Source organism: Ramlibacter alkalitolerans (assembly GCF_016722765.1).
GTDB lineage: Bacteria > Pseudomonadota > Gammaproteobacteria > Burkholderiales > Burkholderiaceae_C > Ramlibacter > Ramlibacter alkalitolerans.
This window is the reverse complement of the sequence record NZ_JAEQND010000018.1, coordinates 24,646-47,896: the sequence shown is the minus strand read 5'-3', so window position 1 is coordinate 47,896 and position 23,251 is coordinate 24,646. Positions and strand designations below refer to the sequence as shown.

The 23,251-nt window shown below is 69.3% G+C and carries 20 protein-coding genes; 13 read left to right on the top strand and 7 right to left on the bottom strand.

Features of this window, described 5'->3' with window-relative positions:
* Nucleotides 1–22 precede the first annotated feature (22 nt).
* From JI746_RS28285 to JI746_RS25195, 7 genes are all read left to right on the top strand, one after another.
* Nucleotides 23–1,882 carry a 3'-5' exonuclease gene (locus JI746_RS28285; protein ID WP_201693064.1) on the top strand — a complete coding sequence of 620 codons (1,860 nt, stop codon included), beginning with the start codon at nt 23–25 and terminating at the stop codon, nt 1,880–1,882.
* A 62-nt stretch (nt 1,883–1,944) separates the two neighbouring features.
* Nucleotides 1,945–3,135, top strand: a complete 1,191-nt coding sequence (locus JI746_RS25220; RefSeq protein WP_201693127.1) for an aminotransferase-like domain-containing protein — start codon at nt 1,945–1,947, stop codon at nt 3,133–3,135.
* Nucleotides 3,136–3,296: 161 nt separating this feature from the next.
* Nucleotides 3,297–5,111 (top strand): adenylate/guanylate cyclase domain-containing protein, encoded by a 1,815-nt coding sequence (locus JI746_RS25215; RefSeq protein WP_201693061.1) that lies wholly within the window; start codon nt 3,297–3,299, stop codon nt 5,109–5,111.
* A gap of 21 nt (nt 5,112–5,132) precedes the next feature.
* Complete coding sequence (locus JI746_RS28100) at nt 5,133–6,356, top strand: phosphatase PAP2 family protein (protein ID WP_201693060.1); 1,224 nt, start codon at nt 5,133–5,135, stop codon at nt 6,354–6,356.
* 12 nt (nt 6,357–6,368) lie between these two features.
* Entirely contained in the window at nt 6,369–8,435 is a 2,067-nt protein-coding gene (locus JI746_RS25205; protein ID WP_201693057.1) for a S8/S53 family peptidase, read from the top strand.
* Between the two features lie 9 nt (nt 8,436–8,444).
* Nucleotides 8,445–10,019, top strand: a complete 1,575-nt coding sequence (locus JI746_RS25200; protein ID WP_201693056.1) for an ABC transporter substrate-binding protein — start codon at nt 8,445–8,447, stop codon at nt 10,017–10,019.
* Between the two features lie 56 nt (nt 10,020–10,075).
* Complete coding sequence (locus JI746_RS25195; RefSeq protein ID WP_201693055.1) at nt 10,076–10,672, top strand: DedA family protein; 597 nt, start codon at nt 10,076–10,078, stop codon at nt 10,670–10,672.
* An 87-nt stretch (nt 10,673–10,759) separates the two neighbouring features.
* Here JI746_RS25195 and JI746_RS25190 read toward each other — a convergent pair whose 3' ends face one another.
* The 4 genes from JI746_RS25190 to JI746_RS25175 all read right to left on the bottom strand — a co-directional run bounded on the left by JI746_RS25190 (nt 10,760) and on the right by JI746_RS25175 (nt 14,381).
* Nucleotides 10,760–11,437, bottom strand: coding sequence for a Crp/Fnr family transcriptional regulator (locus JI746_RS25190; protein ID WP_330893075.1), 678 nt, complete (start codon nt 11,435–11,437; stop codon nt 10,760–10,762).
* On the bottom strand, nt 11,434–12,129 hold the full coding sequence (locus JI746_RS25185) for a helix-turn-helix transcriptional regulator (RefSeq protein ID WP_201693054.1): 696 nt from the start codon (nt 12,127–12,129) through the stop codon (nt 11,434–11,436). The genes JI746_RS25190 and JI746_RS25185 overlap by 4 nt, the downstream gene beginning before the upstream one ends.
* Nucleotides 12,130–12,240: 111 nt before the next feature.
* Nucleotides 12,241–13,092, bottom strand: a complete 852-nt coding sequence (locus tag JI746_RS25180) for an alpha/beta fold hydrolase (protein WP_201693053.1) — start codon at nt 13,090–13,092, stop codon at nt 12,241–12,243.
* A gap of 23 nt (nt 13,093–13,115) precedes the next feature.
* Nucleotides 13,116–14,381 (bottom strand): phospholipase D-like domain-containing protein, encoded by a 1,266-nt coding sequence (locus tag JI746_RS25175; protein WP_201693052.1) that lies wholly within the window; start codon nt 14,379–14,381, stop codon nt 13,116–13,118.
* A 120-nt stretch (nt 14,382–14,501) separates the two neighbouring features.
* On the opposite strand from JI746_RS25175, the gene JI746_RS25170 reads away from it, so the two are divergent.
* Nucleotides 14,502–15,563: an Ldh family oxidoreductase gene (locus JI746_RS25170; protein ID WP_201693051.1), complete on the top strand. Its 1,062-nt coding sequence runs from the start codon at nt 14,502–14,504 to the stop codon at nt 15,561–15,563.
* Nucleotides 15,564–15,719: 156 nt separating this feature from the next.
* On the opposite strand, the gene JI746_RS25165 is transcribed toward JI746_RS25170, so the two are convergent.
* The 3 genes from JI746_RS25165 to JI746_RS25155 form a co-directional block, all read right to left on the bottom strand.
* A complete protein-coding gene (locus JI746_RS25165) occupies nt 15,720–17,189 on the bottom strand; it encodes a tripartite tricarboxylate transporter permease (protein ID WP_201693125.1) in 1,470 nt (489 codons plus the stop codon).
* Nucleotides 17,190–17,221: 32 nt separating this feature from the next.
* Nucleotides 17,222–17,695, bottom strand: a complete 474-nt coding sequence (locus JI746_RS25160) for a tripartite tricarboxylate transporter TctB family protein (RefSeq protein ID WP_201693050.1) — start codon at nt 17,693–17,695, stop codon at nt 17,222–17,224.
* A 125-nt stretch (nt 17,696–17,820) separates the two neighbouring features.
* Nucleotides 17,821–18,801, bottom strand: coding sequence for a tripartite tricarboxylate transporter substrate binding protein (locus JI746_RS25155; RefSeq protein ID WP_201693049.1), 981 nt, complete (start codon nt 18,799–18,801; stop codon nt 17,821–17,823).
* A gap of 168 nt (nt 18,802–18,969) precedes the next feature.
* Between JI746_RS25155 and JI746_RS25150 the strand changes: the two genes are divergently transcribed.
* From JI746_RS25150 to JI746_RS25130, 5 genes are all read left to right on the top strand, one after another.
* Complete coding sequence (locus JI746_RS25150; protein ID WP_201693048.1) at nt 18,970–20,025, top strand: alpha/beta hydrolase; 1,056 nt, start codon at nt 18,970–18,972, stop codon at nt 20,023–20,025.
* 55 nt (nt 20,026–20,080) lie between these two features.
* A complete protein-coding gene (locus tag JI746_RS25145) occupies nt 20,081–20,341 on the top strand; it encodes a hypothetical protein (RefSeq protein ID WP_201693047.1) in 261 nt (86 codons plus the stop codon).
* Nucleotides 20,342–20,384: 43 nt separating this feature from the next.
* A complete protein-coding gene (locus JI746_RS25140; RefSeq protein ID WP_236600123.1) occupies nt 20,385–20,705 on the top strand; it encodes a c-type cytochrome in 321 nt (106 codons plus the stop codon).
* Nucleotides 20,706–20,759: 54 nt separating this feature from the next.
* On the top strand, nt 20,760–21,122 hold the full coding sequence (locus tag JI746_RS25135; RefSeq protein WP_201693046.1) for a translation initiation factor Sui1: 363 nt from the start codon (nt 20,760–20,762) through the stop codon (nt 21,120–21,122).
* 90 nt (nt 21,123–21,212) lie between these two features.
* Nucleotides 21,213–23,246 (top strand): penicillin-binding protein 1A, encoded by a 2,034-nt coding sequence (locus JI746_RS25130; protein ID WP_201693045.1) that lies wholly within the window; start codon nt 21,213–21,215, stop codon nt 23,244–23,246.
* The last annotated feature ends 5 nt before the right edge of the window (nt 23,247–23,251 follow it).

Sequence of the window (23,251 nt, the reverse complement as noted above, 5' to 3'; positions counted from 1 at the left end):
TCACCCCGGGAGGGCTCCCGGGGTGGCGATCTTTCCTCAGGGCAAGACGAGGGTCATCGAACGTTCGCGCGGCGGGGAGAGGCGTCTGCTCGAAGCGCTGGCGCGCAAGCTGGAAGACGACTACACCGTCTGGCACAACATTCCGATCATGGGCTCCGGCCGCGAGCCGGACGTCGTCCTCCTGCATCCACGCCGCGGCCTGCTGGTCCTGGAGGTGAAGGACTGGAAGCGGCGGACCATCCTCGACGCGAATCCCATGCGCGTGCAGATCGAGACCGAGCGCGGGCGGGTCAGCACCATGCACCCGGTCGCCCAGGCTCGCGGCTACATGCTGGAGCTGACGCACCAGCTGCAGAAGATCCCGGAACTGCTGCACCCGGAAGGCCGCCACCGCGGCCAGTTGCTGCTGCCCTGGGGCTGGGGGGCCGTCCTCAACGGCATCCGCCGCAGGGAGGTGGAGGGCGATGCCAGCTTCGCCAGCGTGTTCGAGCCGCACAAGGTCCTGCTGTGGGACGACCTGGCCGAGGACGTCGATGCGATGGCCTTCCAGGAAAGGCTGTGGGGGATGTTCAACGTGCAGTGGCAGCACCCGCTCTCGCTGCCGCAGATGAACATCGTGCGCGGCCTGCTGTTCCCGGAACTGCGCATCGGCGCGCAGCGCATGCTTCCGCTGGCCGACACGCCCTCGCGGCTGGTGGTGCAGGACGTGCTGCAGGTGATGGACCTGCACCAGGAGACGGTGGCGCGCAACCTGGGCGAGGGGCACCGGGTGATCCACGGCCCGGCCGGCTCGGGCAAGACGATGATCCTCGTCTTCCGCGCCGTCCAGCTCGCCGCAGCGGCCCGCCCGGACAAGCCGATCCTGGTGCTTTGCTACAACCGCGACCTGGCGACGCGCATCGAGACGATGCTGCGCCTCAAGGGCGTCGGTGCCGCGGTGCAGGTGAGCACCTTCCACGCCTGGGCGATGGACCTGATCCGCACCTACCAGCTCGGAACGATCCGCAGCGGCGCGCTCACGAGCGAGGATTACGAGGCGCTCGCCCGCCTGGCCTGCGAAGGCATCACCTCCGCGCGGGTGCCCAAGGGCCAATACACGGCCCTGCTGATCGACGAGGCCCACGATCTCGCGGACGAATGGCTGGCGGCCGCGGTGCAGATGGTGGACCCGGCAACGAAGTCCCTGCTCGTGCTGTACGACGATGCGCAGTCGATCTACCACCAGAGGGGCCGGCGCAGGACCAGCTTTGCCAGGCTGGGGATCGAGGCCCAGGGCCGGACCGAGATCCTGCGCGTCAACTACCGCAACACCACCGAGGTGCTCGCGCTGGCGATCGAGTGCGCGCAAGGCATCCTGGAGGCGGGCCAGACCGGAGTGGCGGAGGAGGTGCCGCTGGTGATGCCGCAGTCCGCCGGCCGCAGCGGCCCGGTGCCGATGTTCCTTTCCTTCCACAGCGGCCGCGAAGAGGCGAGCGGCGTCGCGCACCAGATTCGCGAACTGCTGGCCCACGGCCGCGACCCCGGGGACATCGCGGTGCTCGCGCGCTACCGGGCGGCGCTGGACGGCGTGCGCGCGGCGCTCGAATCCGAGGGCGTGCGCTGCACGCCGGCGAAGAATGAGCGCCGCCGTCGCGAGCAGGGCGCTCCCGAGGTGACGCTGACCACGTTCCACAGCAGCAAGGGCCTGGAGTTCCCCTGCGTGTTCGTGGTCGGCATCGACCGCATCGACGACGCCCAGGCGAACCGGGTCGAGGAGCTGCGCCTGCTGTACGTGGCCATGACGCGGGCCACGCACAGCCTGGTGCTGACGGCCGTCGGATCGTCGCGGCTGACCCGCCACGTGGAGCAGGCGCTGGCGCGGGTGAAGGCCGCCTGGGCGTAGCAGCCGGCTCCTGGGCGAAAATGGCGCATCGCCGCGCCAGCCGAACGAAAGAATCCATGCCCCTGCCATTCGCCTCCCGCCTCGACAACGTCGAAACCTCCGCCATCCGCGAGCTGTTCAAGCTGCTTGGCAAGCCGGGGATCATCAGCTTCGCCGGCGGCTTTCCGGACAGCGCCATGTTCGACGTCGAAGGCCTGCGCGAGGCCTCGCAGAAGGCCCTCTCCGAGGAGCCGGGCGGCGCCTTGCAGTACGGCGCGACCGAGGGCTACGAGCCGCTGCGCGCGCAGCTCGCCGCCTTCGAGCGCAGCAAGGGCGTGGCGGACATCGAGCCGCAGCAGCTGATCGTGACCACCGGCAGCCAGCAGGCGCTGGACCTGATCGGCAAGACCATGGTGGGCCCCGGCGACAAGGTGATCGTGGAAGGCCCGACCTTCCTGGCCACGATCCAGTGCTTCCGCCTCTATGGCGCCGACATCCAGAGCGCACCGATCGACGCACAGGGCGTGCAGGTGGACCGGCTCGAGCAAATGATCGTCGAACACCGGCCGAAGTTCGTGTACCTGATCCCGACCTTCGGCAATCCCAGCGGCGCGCTGCTGTCGCTGGAACGGCGCCGGCGCATCCTGGAGCTGGCGGTGAAGCACCAGGTGCTGGTGGTGGAAGACGATCCCTATGGGGACCTCTATTTCGGCGAGGCACCGCCGCCCAGCATGCTGGCCCTTTCCTCCGAGGTGCCGGGCAGCCGCGAATGGATTGCCCACTGCGGCAGCATGAGCAAGGTGCTCAGCCCCGGGCTGCGCGTGGGCTGGCTGGTCGCGCAGCCGGAGCTGCTGGCCAAGGCGACCATGTGCAAGCAGTTCAGCGACGCGCATACCAGCACCTTCGCGCAGGCCACGGCGGCACAGTACCTCAAGAGCGGGCGCATGCCGGCGACCCTGGCCAACGTTCGGCGCAAGTACGCGGAGCGTTCGCATGCCATGGCGCAGGCGCTGCGGCGCGAACTGGGCGACGCGATCGAATTCACCGAGCCGCAGGGCGGCCTGTTCTTCTGGGCCCGGCTGACCGGCGCGGGCGGCAAGGTGCGCGATGCCGGCGAGTTCGCCAGCCGCGCGATCGAGCAGGGCGTGGCCTTCGTGCCGGGCGCGCCGTTCTTCGCGAAGGATGCGGATCCGGCCACCTTGCGTCTCAGCTTCGCGACGGCGGACGTGGAGAAGATCAGGGAAGGGGTGGCGCGGCTGGGTCGGGCGCTCTAGGGCCCTTCCGGCGAGGCCGTGGCACTCCGGAGCGACCGCTCATGCCCGGCAGGGGGCGCACGCTGGATTGCCGCAGACCGTCCTTTCCTTTCGTCTTGGTGCCAGCTTGTGGTGGGCTGTACAACATGTGACACTCGCCCCTTCACTACGCCATTTGAAGCATGACGTCGCAAGACGGCCGCGACAGCATCGTCACCGCCGCCGCACATGCGGGCTCAGGTGCCCTACTGCCGCAGCGGCAGAAAGTCGTGCTCGTGATCGATCTCGTGGAGTCAGTGAGGCTGATGTCCGCCAACGAGCTTGGGGTCATTGAACAATGGCGCGGGTTCCTTCAGTTCGCGACCGGGAATGTGCTTCCGCATCACGGAGGACGCCTCGTCAAGAGCCTTGGCGACGGGCTGATGGCCGAATTCGACTCCGCTCGCGAAGGAGTCGCGGCGGCGCTTGAACTGCAGGCTTACTTCGAGGCCGGGAATGCGAGTCGCCCCGCAGACGAACGCATGTACCTTCGCGCGGGCCTCAATCTCACGCACGTGTATGTAGACGAGATCGACATCTACGGCAGCGGCGTGAACCTGGCGGCACGCGTGGCGACGCTCGCCGGCCCCGGCGAGACCATGGTGACCGCCGCCGTGCGCGACGGCCTGACCGAAGGCCTGGATGCACATGTCGAGGACATGGGGGAGTGCTACGTCAAACACGTCGCAGAACCCATCCGCGTGTTCCGCGCAGGTTCGGCGGGACCCACGCCTGTTCTCCTGCCGGAGCGCGAATACCTCCGGGGCGTCCAGCCCACGATCGCCGTCATCCCTTTCAGCGGGCGCAGCATGGGCGCGGAGCACCTCGCCATTGGCGAGCTGATCGCCGATGGCGTGATCGCCCACATGGGCAAGACCACGGAGCTGAAGGTGATCTCCCGTCTGGCGACGACGGTGCTGCGCCATCGCGATATCGGCGTGCGAGAGGCCGGTGCGCAACTCAAGGCGGACTATGTCCTCAGCGGCAGCTACGTCGTGATCGGATCGAGGCTGCTGCTGACTGCCGAACTGGTGGGCACCGGCTCCGAGGACATCTTGTGGGTGGACCGACTCAACGGCGACGTTGCGGACCTGCTCCGGCCGAACAGCGAGCTGTGCTACGAGATCGCCTTGCAGGCACACCAAGCGGTGCTCGGAAGTGCAGTGCAGAAGGCGATGCACAGGCCGCTACCGACACTGGCCGGCCAGGCATTGATGTTCGCCGGCATCGCGGGCGTCCACCACGTCGCACCCGAAGGGTTCGACTTCAGTGGCAAGGCGCTCTCGGCCGTCATCGAGCGCCACCCGCGGCACGCGGAAGCCTATGCGTGGCTGGCCAAATGGCATGCCATCGGCACCAACCGGGGGCTGGGCGGCCCCTCCAGCCGCAAGATCGCGGCCGACCTCGCGGATCGCGCCGTCCAGGCCCTGCCCGACAGCCCGTTCACGCTCACCATCTCCGGCTTGGTGAAGGCCTACTACGACCAGGACCTTGAAGGCGCGGCGCGCTGCTACGGCCAGGCGCTGGCGGCGAATCCCAACGAGTTGCTCGCGTGGCTGTACACGGCCACGCTCTGCGCCTGGCAGGGCCGTGGGCCGCAAGCGGGCGAAGCGGCCCGGCGCGCCCTCGAGCTCGCGCCGATCGGGCCCATGCAGTATTACGTCCAGTCGCTCGCGGGTCTCGCACTGCTTTGCGCGGGCGACCTGAAGAAGGCCATTGAAATCCTACGGCACTCTTTGCGGCTCAATGGCGCCCATACGTCCACGCACCGCGCCTTGACCATGGCACTGACGCTGGATGGACAGGTGGAGGAGGCGCGGCAGGTGGTGCAAGCCCTGCTGCGCCTGGAACCGCGCTTCAGCGTGGAGATCTTCTTGCAACGGTACGGGGGGCGAGCGCACCCCCACGCCAAGGTGCTGGCCGACGCACTCAAGGAGGCTGGCGTTCCCGCGAACTAAGTCTTCCGCAAGGAGCACGAGATGAGCACTTTCACTGGTGCGACGGGCGCCACCGGCGCCACCGGCGCGACGGGTGCGACGGGGGCAACCGGCGCCTCGGTCTATGGCCGCGGCGTCATGCAGATGGCGGACCTTGCCGGCCTCCTCGGCGACCCTTTGGTCACCGAAGGGCTGATCACCGCCGGTGCACGGCTCAGCATGGGCGGTGGCTCCCAGGTGTACGGGAAGTACGGCACCGCGGACATGCCGGCATTCGACGATGAGGCGAACCTGCCTTGCTGGCAGCCCGAGGTGCGCACCCATCTTTGCCTGAGCGCGCTGAACGAGGGTCTCGCCTACTACGCGGACGCGGCGGGCCCCGCCCAAGGCGTGGTCATGGTGCACGCCGAGTGGAGCGGCGCGCACTTCACCTTGGATGCGACAACGGCGAAGGCAGGGTCTGCGAAAATCCGCCGGCTGGCGGGCATCGCCCGCCCTGCTCGCGAGGTTGTCGACGAGCAAGCCCGCAAGGTCGAAGCCTTCGGCCGCGCGGACCTGCGGCGCGCGCGCGCGGCCGAAGTCCTGACCCAGGTGCTGCCCCAGGTTCCTTACTGGAGCACGCTCGTACCCCTGACACCCTGGCGCACGAAGTTCACCTGGGAACTGGTAAGCGCCGTGCTTACCTTCTCGATGCAGATCGTGCACCGCATCAAGCAGGTGCTCGCCGTGCCGCGGCCCAATGAAATTTCGGTGTCCGTCCAGCCGATCTTGCTGACGCCCGGCTGGTCCGCCCTGCCGAGCGGCCATGCCACCGAGGCATTCGTCTTTGCGCACTTCATGCGCAGCCTGCTGGGCCTGAAGCCCGACTCGCAACTTGATCGCGCGCTGCAGGAGCAGGCGAAAGCGATTGCGGACAACCGCGTGTATGCGGGCCTGCATTACCAGATGGATGGCATCGCGGGTCGGCTGCTCGGTGCATGCGTGGCTGAATACGCCGTTGCCAAGTGCATTGGCGCCGGCTGGATGCCGCGTCGATTCGACGGCTCCGCGACCAAGGAACTCCGCGACGCCGACCTCGACTTGGCCGTCGCCCTGGATGGAAGCGGATCCCGCGCCTACTACGTCGCCGAACCCCCCGAGAAGCCGATCGCAAAGTCGAAGATCCTGGGGCATATGTGGGACCAGGCGAGGGCGGAAGTTGCTGGGCTGGGCTTTCCACCCGCGGATCCCCGGGGGCCGGCTGCCGCAGCCGAGCCGGCCCTCTAGTGGGGGCGCGCCATGGCAGACATGTGCCAGGATATCCTGGGCTGGGGCAGGGTGGACCCTTACTTGGTCTGGGCCGAGATCACGGGGTATGCTGGCACGCCGCGGGCTGACGGCGACTGGATCCCCGTCATTGCAGAGGCGACGCCGGAGCAACTCGCCGATCTGAAAATCGAGGTCCGTTCGCGGGGCTACGACAAGTCGCAGCAAGTGCTCGGCGTGCCGCGCGCCTCGGGGCCGGTCTTCTTCACCATGCTCCTGGCCCGCGAGGTCCGCTGCACAGTGCTAGAACTTCTCAGCCATCTCGGAATCCGCTGGGAGCTCGCCGTCCCTTTCGCAAGCCCCGACGCGATTACGCATCGCGATGCGTCCGATGTAGCGCTCGCCGCGGAGCACGCCGACGGCCAGGATGCGCCCCTGTCGCGGGCGCGCTCGGGTCGACAGGTGATCGGCTTCATCGACTACGGGTGCGCCTTCGCCCACCGCCAGTTCAGGCGCTGGAGTCGCGGAACGCGCACGGATGCGAGTCGCGTATTCGCGCTCTGGGACCAGCAGTCCACTGGGCCGGTCGCGGCGCTTCCCGGGTACAAGGCGCCTGACTGGCAGCCGGTGCCGGGTTTCGGCTACGGCAGGGAATGGCGGCGCACGCCTGCATCGCCGGGGGCTGGCACCGGCACGGTCGGCATCGATGCATTCATCGAGCAGTTCATCCATAACGGCGTCCTCGACGAAGAGTCCTGCTATGCGGCGAGCGGCTACGACGCGGTTCGATGCCCGGTTGCGCACGGAACCTTCGTCATGGACATCGCCGCGGGCTACCCCGATCCCCTCCAGCCGTCGGGCGAAGAGGAGCAGGATCCTGAGCCGGATGCTGACATTGTCTTCGTGCAATTGCCGCGTTTCTTCCAGGGCCGGCAGGTCTCCGGCCTGCTGCGCTCCTACGTTCTCGATGCCGTGCGGTACATCTGTGCCTGCGCCGAGCCGAAGGTCCCGCTGACGATCAACCTGAGCTATGGCGCGTACGCGGGGCCGCACGACGGCACGTCGATCCTGGAGGAGGCGCTCGACGCCGTGATTACCAGGCGCCGCGGCCTCGGAGGGCCCACGGACATCATCATTGCCGCGGGGAACGGCGCGGACAGCGACACGCATGTCGAGGCAACGCTCACTGCTGCGGGCAGCAGCCAGGCCGAGGTGTCCTTCCCCTGGGTCAACATACCTGACAACCCGACGGACCAGTTCACCGAGGTCTGGCTGGTAGGCGAGGGCGCCTCTCCATGCGAGGTTCGCCTGACGCCCCCTGGGCACGACGCGTCGCGTTCGCAGTGGGTGGCGCCTGGCAAGTCCGCGGCCATCGAGCGGGACGGTGACGTCGTCGCTATGGTGATCGCACCCGGACAAGTCACGCAGGGCAGGCGCGGAAGGATGGTGCTGGTGGTCGTCGCACCAACGGTGCGTCGTGGCGGGCGGGCGGCGGCGCCCTACGGCCGCTGGTCGCTCGATGTGCGCAATGGCGGGACCGGCGAGGTGACCGTCAAGGCCTGGATCGAACGCGACGAACCGGTGTTCATGTCGGCCAGTGGCCCGCGGCAGGCGCGCTTCGGCACCACGCCGTGGCTGCGAAAGGATGACACGCTCAACAGCGTGGCGAGTGGCCGCGAGACGATCGTTGTCGGTGGCCTCATCGGCGATGCAGGGTCGGCGCCCGCATATTCCGCGCGTGGTCCGCGACCGCCCGCCGGCGCCAAGCAGCACCCGGAGTGGTTCGCACTCAGCGACGAGAGCGATGCGCTTCCCGGAGTCGCCGCTGCCGCTGTGATCGGCACGGACCGTGTCCGCCTGCCGGGCACCAGCGTATCGGCGGCGGTCACCACCCGCGCCGTGGTCAAGTACCGCAAGGAGAATGGTGGAACGGGGCAGGTACCCGCGCCGCAGCGGCAGCCGGGGGACGAACTGCCGGTTGTGCGGAGCCCGTTGCTGCGGCGAGAGCAATGGGATAAGCGCAGGCTGAAGGAAAAGCGGCACCGCGACTCCATGTCGTCGGCAGCCGGCGCGGCGGACCCTGCGCCGCGTCCGTCGTAGCTCGGTGCCATGACGTTCCCGCGCGCCTGGGCCCTGCTCCTGGGCCTTTGCCTGTCCTGGAGCCTTGCACCTGCACAGGTGCTGCGGTGGGCATCGCAGGGCGATGTGCAGACCCTTGATCCGCACTCGCAGAACGAGGTCATGACGAACTCCATCAACGGCCAGGTCTACGAACCGTTGCTGCGACGCGACCAGCAGTTGCGCCTCGTGCCGGGGCTTGCGACCTCCTGGACGCAACTTGATCCCACGACCTGGCGGATGACGCTGCGCGGCGGAGTGAGGTTCCACGACGGTAGCCCGTTCACCGCCGATGACGTAGTGTTCTCGATTCGACGGGCGCAACAGTCCACCTCGGCGTTCCAGGCCTATGCTTCGGCGATGGGGGAACCCAGGCGGATCGATGACCTAACGGTCGAATTCGCGCTGCCCCAGTTCAATCCGGTATTCCTCGAGCAGGCATCGCTGGTAATGATCATGAGCCGCGCCTGGAGCGAGCAGCACGGAGCCGGCACGCCGCTGGACTTCCGTACGGGCGAGGTCAAGTTCACGTCACTTCATTCGAATGGCACGGGTCCGTACGTGCTGGTGTCGCGGCAGCCGGACGTCAAGAGCGTGTTCAGGCGCAATCCGTCCTGGTGGGGAAAGTTCGACGGCAATGTGCAGGAAGTCGTCTACACGCCACTGCGCAGCGACGCCACGCGGACGGCGGGGCTGCTGTCCGGACAGCTGGACCTGGTGCTGGACCCCTCCCCCCAGGATGTGCAGAAGTTGCGGGAGCACCCCGACATCCGGGTGCTGGAAGGCGTGGAGAACCGCATCATCTTCGTCGGCATGGATCAGGCGCGCGACCAGCTCCTGTACGGCGGCGAGAAGGGCCGCAATCCGTTCAAGGACTTGCGCGTGCGCCGCGCGATGTACCAGGCTATCGACATCGACACCCTCAAAACCCGCCTGATGCGCAACCTGTCAGTGCCGACCGGCTCGATGATGCACAACAGCCTCGGCACCTTCAGCGATCCCGAGTTCGAGCGGCGCCTGCCCTACGATCCCGCCGCGGCGCGCAGGCTGCTGGCCGAAGCCGGCTACGCGAACGGCTTCGCCGTGACAATGGACTGCCCGAATGACCGCTATATTCACGACGAGGAAATCTGCCTGGCGTTGGCCGCGATGTGGAGCCAGGTCGGCGTGAAGGTGAGCGTCAACGCCATGCCGCGCGCGCCTTACTTCGCCAAGGGGCAGAAGCTGGACACCTCGCTCTACCTGCTCGGGTGGGGTGGCTCGATCACCGATGCGGAGACCACCCTGACGCCGGTCCTCCGGCCGCGGGGGGAAAAGGGCATCGGCTTCTGGAACTGGGGAAACTACCGAAACGCGAGGCTCGACGAACTCGCTGCCGCATCTTCACTGGAACCCGATCCCGCCAAGCGCGCCGAACTGATCAAGGCAGCGTTCCGAGAACACAATGCGCAGATCCACCACATCCCGCTGCACCGCCAGGTCATCCCCTGGGCGATGCGCAGGAACGTCACCGCTGTTCATCGTGCAGACAACTGGCTCGAATGGCGCTGGGTGGTCGTGAAATGACCTGACGGCCCACCACCAAGCTGCGCGGCTACCATGCGGGTGTGTTTCAGCAAATCTTGCTTGAGGTTCTCTCGACGCTGCACGGCTCGGCCGCTTGTGGGCTTCTCTTCACCGCGGTCGCCAGCGCCGGCATCGGCGCCCCCTGGGCGCAGGACGTCCTCCTGCTCGCCGCCGCGGGTCTGAGCCTGCACCCGGGCGGGCTCGATGCGGTGGCGGTGGCTGCCACGGCGTGGGTCGCGATCCTGGCGGGCGATGCGATCAGCGTCTGGTTCGGGCATCACTACGGTGCGCGCTGGGTGAGGCGGCCGTGGGCGGCGCGGTTCGTGCCGCCGCAGCGGCTGCCGGGGCTGGAGGAGGGGATGCTGCGCCATGCCGCGCTGCTGTCCTTCGTCACGCGCTTCCTGCCGGGGCAGCGCGCGACGCTGTATTTCCTCTTCGGGTCCTTGCGCATGCCGTGGCAGCCGTTCCTGGCCGCCGATGCGCTGGCGGCGCTGATCCAGGTGGCGGTGGCGCAGGTCGGAATGCGCTCGTTCGGGTGGAATTGGCCCGCGTTCGTGGGGCCGGTGGAGAGCGCGGACAACGTGTTGACGCTGGCGCTGGTGGGGGTGCTGGTGGTGTGGTGGATGGGGGCGCGGAGGGGGGAGCGCGGGTAGCGGGAGCAACGCCGGGGTTCCGGCGCATTCGCGCGTCACCGCCAGCCCACGCGACACCGCCAGCGGACGACATCCGCCGCCCCACGGTCACCAGCGCGCGGGCAGATCCTTGAACAGCACGATCCGGCCATCGCGCTTGCCGACATAGCCGCCCACCTCCAGGTCCTTCATCAGGCGGCTCACCATCTCGCGCGAACAGGCCAGGTGGTTGGCGACCTGCTGGTGGGTGATGCGCTCGCGCAGGATGCGGCTGCCGTCGGCGGCGGCCGGCTCGGACAACTGCTCCAGCAGCCGCTTGAAGCGGCCATAGACGTCGATCAGCGCCAGGCTGCGCGTGCTCTCGGTGGCCAGGCGGGCGCGGCGGATCAGGCGCGCCATCATCTCGAGCGCGAAGTCCGGCTCCTGCGCGATGTACGACAGCAGCGTCTCGCGGGTGATCACCGCGCAGGTGGTGGTCTCCAGCGTTTCCACGTTGGCCGAGCGCGGGCCGCCGTCGAGCGACATCTCGCCGACGTATTCGCCGGGCCCGTACAGGCCCAGCGTGATTTCCTTGCCCTTGGGGTCGGCGGCATAGGCCCGCAGGCGGCCGGCGCGCACGATGTACAGCGTGCTGCCGAAGTCGCCCTCCTGGATCAGGAGCATGCCGCGGCGGAAGTTGCGCAGCGTGCCGCGCGCCGCCAGCGCCTCGGTATGGCGCGAGTTGCCGTCGAAAGGAAGGCCCTCCGCGTCCGCGGCATCGCCGGGGAGGCGGAGGTCCCTCCTCACTGATGCACCACGCGGCCCGCCGAGGGCCCCGACATGAGGGTGGGATTGGTGGGCAGCATCGGCGGCAGCATCGCCACGCGCTGCGCCAGCAGGCGGATGTGCCGCAGCCCGGTCTTCTCGCGCAGCGAGCGCAGGTGCGTGCGCACCGTCGACGGCGTGATGCCCTTGACGCGCGCGATCTCCTTGACCTGCAGGCCTTCGCACAGGTGGCGCAGGATCGATTCCTCGGCGGCCGTCAGCCCGTGGGTGCGCGAGAAGAAACCCACGTTGAGGTTGCGCGTGGCGCTCTGGCGCGCCAGCATCAGCAGGACCGGCGTCGCGCTGCCTTCCGCGGGCATGAGCGGAACGCAGGTCACGGGCAGCACGTCGCCGCCTTCGCGCAGCATCAGCATGTGGCGGCGGCCCAGCGCCGCGGCCTGCAGGCCCCGGCGCAGTTCCTGCGTCACCGCCGGCGTCTCGCCGACCACCTGGCCCTCCTCCATGCGCAGGAAGCGCGCCCGGGACAGCTCGCTCCATCCGAGCTGGTTGGCGTGCTGCAACTCGCCGCTGGCGCTCAGGAGGATCAGCCCGTAGTCGATTTCGTCGAGCACGCGCCAGGCGCAGCGCGCCACCGCGACGGCGCGCGGGTCGCCGGTGGGCGGCGCCGGGCGGTACAGGGTGAAGGTGGTCAGAGACTGGGTTGCTGCGTCCATGATGCGCTGTCCTCCATTAGGGTGAGGCCAGTCTATGAACGCAAGGCAACGCGGGGAGACGACTCGATACCGGTGTAAATGTGATCCGTTCACGTCTGTTTGGGCTTGCCTTCACCCCAGGATCTGGAGTAGCGCCTGGTCGAAGGCGGCGGCCGCCTCGAACTGTACCCAATGTCCGGCCCCGGGGATACGCACGCAACGCCCGAACCGCGGGGCGGCGCTGCGCAGCAGTTGCTCCACCTGGTCGAGCAGGCCGCCGCTGTAGAGGGAGTCGTGCTCGCCGTAGATGGCATCGACCGGGCATTCGATGCCGGGCAGCTGGCGCAGCAGGATGTCGGTCATGGCGAGCTTGCGGCGGCGCATGCGGTCGTGCGGGACGTTGGCCGACTGCACGGCGACGGCCAGGGCATCGACCGCTTCCGGCCGGTGCAGCATGAGCGTGGCCAGGTTGCGGCGGTGGGCGTTGGCGCGGGCCTGCGGGTCGTCCAGGTGCTGCCACGCGACCAGCGTCAGGCGCTTCTCGCGCAGGCCGAAGCCGGGCGCTCCCACCAGCACCAGTCGCCGGACCAGCTCGGGGTGCGCGGCCGCCAGCAGCCCGCCGCACAGGCCGCCGAAGGAAAAGCCGGCGATGTCGGCCGACTGCATCCCGAGCAGGTAGGGCAGGCCTTCGGCGAGCACGGGCACCACGCCGTCGGCGTCGCCGTTGCCCGGCGGCCGTGCCGAATCGCCGAAGCCCGGCAGGTCCGGCACCAGCACGCGCCGGCCGGCGGCAGCCAGCGTGGCGACGTTGCGGATCCAGTGCGTCCAGCTGCCGCTGCCGCCATGGAGCAGCACCAGGGGCTCGCCGTCGCCCCAGGCGTGCCAGACCATGTCGCCGTCGCCGCAGGGCGTGGTCAGGCGCGTGGCCTGTCGCAGGAGGGAGAGGGCTTCGGGCGGGAGGTCTTCGGCAAGCGGACGGGACATGGCGGCGATTTTCGCCCAGCGGCTCAGAGCACGTCGTTGAGGAGGTAGGCGGCGTTGTCCTTGAGCTTGTGCAGCGCGCCGCGCTTGCGCCATTGCTCCAGCTCGATTTCCGTCGCGCGCTCGCCGTAGTGCTCGAAGATCCGGTCGAACTTCGCGGCCACGTCCTGGTCCAGGATGCCCAGCGTGATCTCGTCGTTGGTGTCGAAGGAGCGGTCGTCGAAGTTGGTCGAGCCGACGGCGCACCAGCAGCCGTCCACCGTCATGAGCTTCTGGTGCAGCAGCGTGTGCGGGTACTCGAACAGCCGCACTCCGCTGCGCAGCATCTGCTCGAAGTGCCGGTGCCCCGCGTGCTGCACCATCGGGCTGTCGGAGCCACTGGCCGCCGGCATCAGCACGCGCACGTCGACGCCGCGGCGCACCGCGGCCGCCAGGGCGTGGATCGCCTCCACCTTGGGAATGAAGTACGGGTTCTGGATCCAGATGCGCTTCTTGGCGAGGCACAGCACGGCGTGGTGCAGGATCTTGACCGCGGGGGCGGAGTTTTCCGGCTTCACGAAGGCGGCGTGGATCGGCGTGTCGCCCACCTTCTCCAGCACCGGGAAGAACTCGTCGCCGACGAACAGTTCGCCGGTCTCGCCGGCCCAGTTCTCGCTGAAAGCTCCCTGGACGCTGTGCACGATCGGCCCGTGCAGCCAGACGCTCACGTCGGAGAAGTGCTGGCCGTCTTCCGCGTTCCCGAGCCATTCGTCGGTGATGCAGTGGCCGCCGACGAAGGCCTCGCGGCCGTCGATCACGCACAGCTTGCGGTGGTCGCGGTCGTTCAGCACGCCGATGGTGTAGAGCGATTTCTTGTGGAAGAACTTCAGCTTGCAGCCCTGTTCGCGCAGCCGCTGCATCATGTCCTTGTCCATCTTCTTGCCGCCCTGGGCATCGAGCAGGATGCGCACCGTGACGCCGGCCTTCGCCCTATCGATGAACGCTTCGTACATGCGCTGGGCGAGTTCGCCGTGCTTCCACAGGAAGGTCTCGAAGTGCACGGAATGCTGCGCGGCGCGGATGCGCTCGATCAGCACGTCGAAGAAGGCGCCGTTTTCCAGCACTTCCACCGCGTTGCCGTCGACGGAGGTGCTGAGCGTCAGGCCCGAGAGCGAGGGCATGAGCTTGTCGATCGTCGATTCGGAGCTGACCTGGAGGATCGGGCTGCGGTGCCAGCGGATCGAGTAGATCACCAGGATCAGGACGGCGATCAGGGCGAAGGAAAGCCAGACCCAGAGGGTGGATGCAAGCATGGGTGAAGCGACAAGCTCGGCCGTTGTTTCGGCGGATTGTGGGCGCGTGCGGCGTGGCGCGGGGCTGTCGGTAACCGAGTGTTCCGCCGTAGACTCGGCGCCTTGCACGCAAGCCCGCCCATGACGCAGTCCTCCCCCCGCTACGCCGCTTCCGACCTGCTCGCACTGGCCCGCCGGCTGCTGGCGGCCGCCGGCATGCCCGACGACAAGGCGCAGGGCGTCGCCGAAGTCTTGGTCGACGGCGACCTGCTCGGGCACACCACGCACGGACTGCAGCTGCTGCCCTCGTACCTGCGCGAGATCGAGTCCGGCTCCATGGTCGTCGAAGGCGGGCCCGAGGTGATCAGCGAAACGCCCGCCACGCTCACCTGGCACGGCCGCCGGCTGCCGGGGCCGTGGCTGGTGCTGCAGGCGATGGAGGCGGCCGCAGCCAAGGCCGGCCAGTGCGGCACCGGCACGGTGGTCATTCGCCAGAGCCACCACATCGCCTGCCTGGCCGCCTTCCACCGCCGCGCGACGGATCGCGGCCTGATGATGATCCTGGCCTCGTCGGACGCGAACTCCGCCAGCGTGGCGCCCTTCGGTGGCCTCGACCCGGTGTTCACGCCCAACCCGATCTCCATCGGCATTCCGGGGAGCGGCGACCCGATCGTCACGGACATCTCCACGTCCGCCACCACCAACGGCCTGACCAAGCGCCTGCACGACGAAGGCGGCCGGCTGCCGGCCCCGTGGGTGATCGACGGCCATGGCCAGCCGAGCGACGACCCCTCCGTGCTGTTCCGCGAACCGAAGGGGACGATCCTGCCCCTGGGCGGGCTGGACTCCGGCCACAAGGGCTACGGCCTGTCGCTCACCGTCGAAGCGCTGACGGGCGGGCTGGCGGGCTTCGGCCGGGCCGATCCCAGGCAGGGCTGGGGCGCCACCGTCTTCCTGCAGATCCTGGACCCGCAGGCCTTCGCCGGCCGGGCGGATTTCGTGCGGCAGATGGATGCCGTCTCGCAGCAATGCCATGCGTCGCGCCCGGCGCGTGCCGGCCAGCCGGTGCGGCTGCCGGGCGAGAAGGGCTTCGCGCTGGCGCGGCAGCAGCGCGCCGAAGGCGTGGCGCTGCACGCGGGCATCATGGAGGCGCTGCAGCCGTGGGCGCAGAAGCTGGCCGTGGAGTTCCCGCGGCCTTTGTAGGCTGGCGGTGGAGCGCCAGCGAAACCCCAGCGCTTCGCGCATCGCTGGGGTTCGGGAGCTTCGCTCCTCACCACCAGCCTACGCGAGCGCAGCGGGGCATCCCGTAGGCTGGCGGTGAGCCGCGCCAGCGCGAACCCCAGCGTTTCCCCGCAGCCCTCACGCCGGCACCGCCGCCCGCCTGACCCGCAGCGCCCTCAGCACCGGCGGCACGAACCACACCAGCACCGTCACCAGCGCCAGGCCGGCGGCGATCGGCCGCGTTACGAAGGCGGAGAGGTCGCCGTTGGACTTGATCATCGAGGTGATGAAGTTCTCCTCCAGCATGCCGCCCAGCACCACGCCCAGGATCGCCGGCGCGATCGGGAAGCGGTTGGCCTCCAGCACATAGGCCACGATGCCCGCGACCAGCATCACGGTCACCTCGAACAGCGAGTTGTTGATCGCGAAGGTGCCGACGATGCAGAACAGCAGGATCAGCGGCATGAGGATGTTGCGCGGCACCAGCAGGATGCGCCGGGCCACCTTGATGCACAGCAGGCCCATGGGCACCATGATGATGTTGGCCAGGATGAACAGCAGGAACACGGCATAGATGTTCTGCGGGTTGGTCGTGAACAGCGTCGGCCCCGGGTTCATGTTCTTCATGTACAGCACGCCGATCACGATCGCCGTGATCGAGTCGCCCGGGATGCCGAACACCAGCGCCGGGATCCAGGCGCCCGCCAGCGCGCTGTTGTTGGCGGAACCCGATTCGACGATGCCCTCCACGTGCCCGGTGCCGAACTTGTGCGGCTCCTTCGAGAACTTCTTGCTCATCGCGTAGGACATCCAGGCCGCGATGTCGGCACCGGCGCCGGGCAGGGCGCCGACCGCGGTGCCCAGCGTGCTGCCGCGCAGGATCTGCAGCGGGTACTTCTTCGCCAGCACCCACTGGCCCCTGAGCACGTTGCCGACCTTCTCGACCGCCAGTTCCGCCGGCGGGCTGGTGTCCACCACGTAGCGGATCACCTCCGAGATCGCGAACATGCCGATCATCATGGCGATCATGCCGATGCCGCCCGTCATCTCCGCGCTGCCGAAGGTGAAGCGCGGAAAGCCCGCCGGATTGCCCAGGCCGACGCAGGCCACCAGCAGGCCGAGGAACAGCGTCATCACGCCCTTGAGCGGCTCGTCGCTGGTGATGAACACGGCGCAGGTGAGGCCCAGCAGCACCAGCCAGAAGTACTCGAACGAGCTGAAATGCAGCGCGAATTCGGCCAGGGCCGGCGCCGCCACGATCAGCACCGCGGTGCCGAACAGGCCGCCGACCGCGGAGAACACCAGGCCGGCGCCCAGCGCCACTTCGGCCTCGCCCTTGCGCGTCATGGCAAAGGCTTCGTCGGTGTAGGCCGCCGAGGCCGGCGTGCCGGGGATGCGCAGCAGGCAGCCCGGCACGTCGCCCGAGAAGATCGCCATCGCGGTGGCCGTGACGATGGTGGCGATGGCGGGGATCGGCGGCATGAAGAAGGTGACCGGCACCAGCAGCGCCGTGGCCATCGTGGCCGTGAGCCCCGGCACCGCGCCCACGAACAGCCCGAACAGCGAGGCCAGCAGCATCGCCAGCAGGGTGCCCGGCTCGAACACCATCGAGAACGCCTGCAGCACGGCGGCGGAGGACGTCACCAGGCGATCCCTTTCAGCACGCCCCAGGGCAGGGGCACGCGCAGCAGCTTGTAGAAGGCGAAGTGGACCAGCAGCGTGGCGACGATGGCGATCGTCACCGCGCGCAGCGGCGGCACGCGCAGCACGAACAGCAGGGCGGCGAGGATCAGCGGCGCGGTGATCAGGAAGCCGAGCGCGTCGGCCGCCAGGATGTAGAACACCACCGACCCCAGCAGCACTACCAGCGCAAGGATGTGGCGCGGCGAGCGCACCCAGGCGTCCCAGGCGAGCCAAGGTTGCGCGCCGCGCTGGCGCCAGCCGCGGGCCATCAGCAGCACGCCCCCGATGCACAGGCCGGCGGCGATGAGGCCCGGGAAGAGCGCGGGCCCGACCGGCTGGCCCGGGATCTTCGGATAGCCCTGGATGGCGACCAGGACGGCCGCCCCCAGGAGCATCAGCAGCACGCCGAAGATGGCGTCATTCAATTTCACAAGCGGCTCCTTGCTCCGTCATTCCCGCGCTGCTCCGTCATTCCCGCGCAGGCGGGAATCCAGGACTTGCGGCCGGCCCGTCGCGCGGGCCGTTCCGGGTCCCCGCCTGCGCGGGGACGACGGCGCTATTTCGCGATGCCCACCGCCTTCATCGTGGCGCCCAGTTCGGCGTCCGACTTGGCCATGAACTTGCCGAAGTCCTCCGGCCCGGCGTACACCACGCCGAAGCCGCGGCTGTGCATGAAGTCCTGGTATTCCTTGCTGTTGGCGACCTTGCGCACCGCCCCCGCGAGCTTGTCGCGCACGTCGGCGGGGATGCCCTTGGGCGCGACGATGCCGCGCCAGGCCGCCATCGTCCAGTCGCTGCCCAGGGCCGCCTTGAGCGTCGGCACGTTGGGATACAGCGCGGCCGGCTTCGAATCCATCACCGCCAGGCTCTTCACCTTGCCGGCGTCGATCAGCGAACGCGCCTCGGGCAGCGACACCGGCGCGATCTCGATGCCGCCGGCCACCATGTCCTGCAGGCCGGGCGCGGCGCCGTTGCTCGGCACCCAGGCCACGCTGGCCGGATCCATCTTCTGGTCGCGCAGCAGGCCGGCGAGCGCCAGGTGCCAGATGCCGCCCTGGCCGGTGCCGGAGGCCTTGAACTTGCCGGGATTCGCCTTGATGGCGGCCAGCAGGTCCTGCACGGTCTTGTACGGCGCGTCGGCCCGCACCTGCACGCCGGCGGGGTCGGCATTGACCAGGCCGACCGGCGTGTACGAGGCGCCGCTCAGCTCGGTGAGGCCCTGCCAGTGCATCATGCCGATTTCCACTGTGGCCAGGCCGATGGTGTACCCGTCCGGGGGCGCGGCGGCGATGGCGGCGTGGCCCACCACGCCGCTGCCGCCGGTGCGGTTGACCACGTTGATGGGCTGGCCCAGGTCCTTTTCCATCAGGCTGGCCAGGATGCGGGCGGTGGCATCGGTGCCGCCGCCGGCGCCCCAGGGCACGATCAGCGTGATCGGCCGGGCGGGATAGTTCTGTGCCGCAACGGGCAGGGCGGCGGCGAGGGCGACAGCGACGAACGCGCCGGCGATCAGCGAGCGGCGGAAATTGCGGGGCATGGGTGGTCTCCTGGTCGCGGATGAAGGGGGGTACGGTGACCCGGACTGCAATCTAGCCCGGGCTGCCCCCGCTGCTTCTAGGGGGAAGCCCGCTGACGCGGGACCGGCTTTTCGGAGGAGGACAAGGGGCCGGCACGCGGGCACAGTGGACGGGACCGAGGAGGCCCCATGCTGGTGTTCACCAACCGCGCTATCGCCGCGGCATCCGACCCGTCCGCGTTCCAGCGCAGCTTCACGCCCGGCGGCAACCGCATCAGCGTCGCTTCGGTGGCACGCGATGGCGCCGGCCGGTGGGCGCTCTCGAAGCTCGACGACGACGTGACCGAGCGCGATGCCTTCGACCGGCTGCTGCCCCTCTTCGGCGGCGCGCGGCCGCTGCTGCTGTACCTGCACGACCAGGGCACCGCGCCGGCGGCCTGCTTCGCGCGTTGCGCCGCCCTGGAAGCGGAATACGGCGTCGAGGTGATCGGCTTCTCGTGGCCCGCCGAAGGCCTGCTGTGCGACGGCCAGCCCCTGCCCGGGCTGGCCGCGCCCGACGCCCCGGTGGAGGAACTGGAGCTCGCCGGCCTCAAGGGCGGCAACCGGGTCGACGGCACCGGCCAGCAGCTCGCGCGGCGTTACCGGCAGGCGAAAGTGAACGCGCAGGAGTCGGTCGACGGCCTCGCCAGGTTGCTGCGCATGCTCGCGACCTGCCGGCTGATCTCCAACGCGCAGCCGTTCACCGTCGCGGCGCACGGCCTCGGGGCCCACCTGCTGCAGTACGCGCTGGAGGTGCCGGGCGCCAGCGAGGCCCTGGGCGCCGCCCACAACGTGGTGCTGCTCGCGCCCTGCGTGCGCGCCGACGGCCACCGCGGCTGGATCCACCAGCTGCGCCCGAAGGGCCGCACCTACGTCACGTTCAACCGGGCGGACACGGTGCTGGCCGGGGCCTTCATCGCCGACGGGCGCAAGCAGGCCAAGCTGGGCGTGGAGCCGGGCGCCCTGCCGCTCCAGGGCGCGGGCTTTCGCTACATCAGCTTCTCGAATGCGCACACCGGGCCTTGCGGCCACCGCTATTTCGTCGACGGACTGACGGGGGAGAGCCGGCGCCTGTTCGGCCGGCTGTTCCGCTCCGAAGCGGACCTGCAGCCCGGCGAGCCGGAGCGCAAGGCCTATCCCGCCGGTTGCGAAGCCGGCGTGGGCTACATGGCCTTGCCGGAGGGCGCGCGGGGCGGCGAGGGCTGATCGAAGGGGGCTACCTTGATGAACCTGCACTGCGGCACCATGTGAGGGAGGATCCATGAACATCCTGCAATTCCTCGGAGACTCGCTCCAGCCCCTGGCCGCCGCCTCGGGCCTGCCGGCGGCGCACGCGCGCGGCGCCGCGGACTTCGCGCCCCTGGTGCACGACGCGGAAAGGGGCGTGCAGGCCTATGGCCGGGCGTCCGATGCGTACGCCACCTGGTCCTTCGATTCGTCGGTGGCGCTCTGGGCGGTCGGCATCGCCGGCGTCGTCGTATTCGTCGAGTGGCTGCTGGCGCGCACCGGCCGCAAGCGTTGATCTGTCGCAATGGCGGGCCGGCCCCGCTGCCTAGCATGCAGGCATGCCCTGGATGCGCCTTCTCCCGCTGCTGCTGATCGCCGGTTGCGCCGGTGTCCACGCGCAGGCCACGCCTTCGCGCGGACAGTTGCTGTACACCACCCATTGCATCGAATGCCACAGCACGCAGATGCACTGGCGCGACGCCCGCCGGGCGCGCGACTGGGACACGCTGCGCACCTGGGTGCGCCACTGGGCTGGCGAGTCGCGCCTGCAGTGGACCGAGGAAGACGTGGACGCGGTCGCGCGTTACCTGGACGAGTCGGTCTACAAGTTTGGTAGGCTGGCGGTGGAGGGCAGCGCAACCCCGACGCTGGTACGCTGAGCGATCGCCGGGGGTGCGCTGCGCTCCAGCGCCAGCCTACGAAAGCCTACTGAAGTGAAGTCCCGATCGTCGATCGGCGGCCTGGTCTATTCCACCGAAGGCGGCCGCATGTGCCCCGCCTGCCGCCGCCCCCTGGCCCAATGCAGCTGCAGCAGGACGCCCGCCGCTGCGCCCACGGACGGCATCGTGCGCGTGCAGCGCGAAACCAAGGGCCGCGGCGGCAAGGCCGTGACCGTGGTGCGCGGCGCACCGGGCGACGCGGCGGCCCTGGTCCGCCTGGGCCAGGAGCTGAAGGCCGCCTGCGGCTCCGGCGGCACCGTCAAGGACGGTACGATCGAGGTCCAGGGCGACCACGTGGAAAAAGTCATGCTCCTGCTGCAGCAGCGCGGCCACAAGGTGAAACGCGCGGGTGGCTGAGCTCAACATCGGCTTACGCGAGAAGCTGAACTGTGCCCACGCGCTCGAGTCCTACAACGCTCAGCCACCCCCGTCACTAGATTTCAGCGGATGACTCCGGCCCTTGCCCGGGCCCAGGCCTGGGGCGTCGATCAACTGCGCCGCCTGCGCGAGCTGGCGCGGCGCCATCCCGTGCGCGCCATCCTGGCGCTGCCCACCCTGTTCCTGCTCTACGTCCTGGTCCTGATCCCCTTCACGCCCAGCATCTCCGACCTGCGCAAGGCCAAGTCGGAGGTGCCGACCGTCGTGATGTCGTCCGACGGGGTGGTGCTCGCCGAGTTCAAGCGCATCAACCGCCAGTGGGTGCCGCTGAACAAGGTCTCGAAGTCGGTCGTCGACGCGCTGATCGCCACCGAGGACCGCCGCTTCTACGAGCACCACGGCATCGACTTGCGGCGCACCGCCGGGGCGGCGCTGAACACGCTGCGCGGCGTGCGCCAGGGCGGCTCCACCATCACGCAGCAGCTGGCGCGCAACCTCTATCCGCAGGAGATCGGCCGCGCCGCCTCGCTCACGCGCAAGACCAAGGAGGCGATCACCGCGCTGAAGATCGAGGCGATCTACTCCAAGCAGGAAATCCTGGAGACCTACCTCAACACGGTCCCCTTCCTCTACAACGCCTTCGGCATCGAGATGGCCGCGCGGACCTACTTCGACAAGTCGGCCGACAAGCTCGACGTGCTGGAAAGCGCCACCCTGATCGGCATGCTCAAGGGCACGAGCTACTACAACCCGGTGCTCAATCCCGAGCGGGCGCGCGAGCGCCGCAACACGGTGCTGGCCCAGATGGTGAAGTACGGCAAGCTCGATGCCAAGCGCGCCGAGGTGCTGGCGGCGCGGCCGCTGCGGGTCGACTTCGAGCGGCAGAACGAGCCGATCGGCATCGCGCCCCACGTCGCGCAGCAGGTGCGCAAGTGGCTGATCGCCTGGGCCGACCGCGAGGACTACGACATCTACGCCGACGGCCTGGTGGTGCGCACCACCATCGACACCCGCCTGCAGAAGGCCGCCAACCAGGCGGTGGCGCGCCAGCTGGCGCAGCTGCAGGGCATCGCCGACCGCAGCCGCCGCAAGGGCGAGGAGCGGGCGCTGGTGCAGGCCGGCTTCCTGGCCATCGATCCGCGCAGCGCCCGCGTGCTGGCCTGGGTCGGGAGTTCCGATTTCGCCGTCGACCAGTTCGACCACGTCAACCAGGCCCGCCGCCAGCCCGGCTCCACCTTCAAGCCCTTCGTCTACGGCGCGGCCTTCGGTCAGGGGCTGGCGCCGGAGGACGTCTTCATCGACGAGCCGGTGGCGATCCGCGACCGCGGTGGCGCGGTCTGGAGCCCGCGCGACACCACCCCGCCCACCAACCAGCCGATGACGCTGCGCGACGGCCTCGTGCATTCGCGCAACAGCATCACGGCGCAGGTGATGCAGCGCGTCGGCCCGCCCAAGGTGATCGAGCTCGCGCAGGCCCTGGGGGTGCGCGAGAGCAAGCTCGAGCCGGTGATGTCGCTGGCGCTGGGCACCAGCCCGGTGACGCTGCGCGAGATGGTCACGGCCTACGGCACGCTGGCCAACAACGGGCGCTACCTCGGCGAGCCGCAGCTGATCGCCCGGGTGGAGGACCGCAAGGGCCGCACGCTGGCGCTGTTCACGCGGCCCAAGGGCGAGGAGGCCATGCCCAAGCCGCTCGCGCTGCAGCTGGTGAACGTGATGCGCGGCGTGGTCGACGAAGGCACCGGCACCGCGATCCGCACCCGCTACGGCATCCAGGCCGACGTCGCCGGCAAGACCGGCACCACCCAGGACAACACCGACGGCTGGTTCATCCTGATGCATCCGCAGGTGGTGGCCGGCGCCTGGGTCGGCTTCAACGACCCGCGCATCACCATGGGCGACAGCTGGGGGCCGGGCGCGCGCAGCGCGCTGCCGATGGTGGGCGACTTCTTCAACCAGGCGCTGCGCACGCGCACCGTGGACGCCCGGGCCGAATTCGACATCCCGCGGCCGCGGCCGAAACCGCGCGAGCCCGCCCGCAGCGACCCGGTGCAGGAGATCGTCAACGACCTGCTGGGGCGCCTCATGAGGATGATCCAGTGAACAGC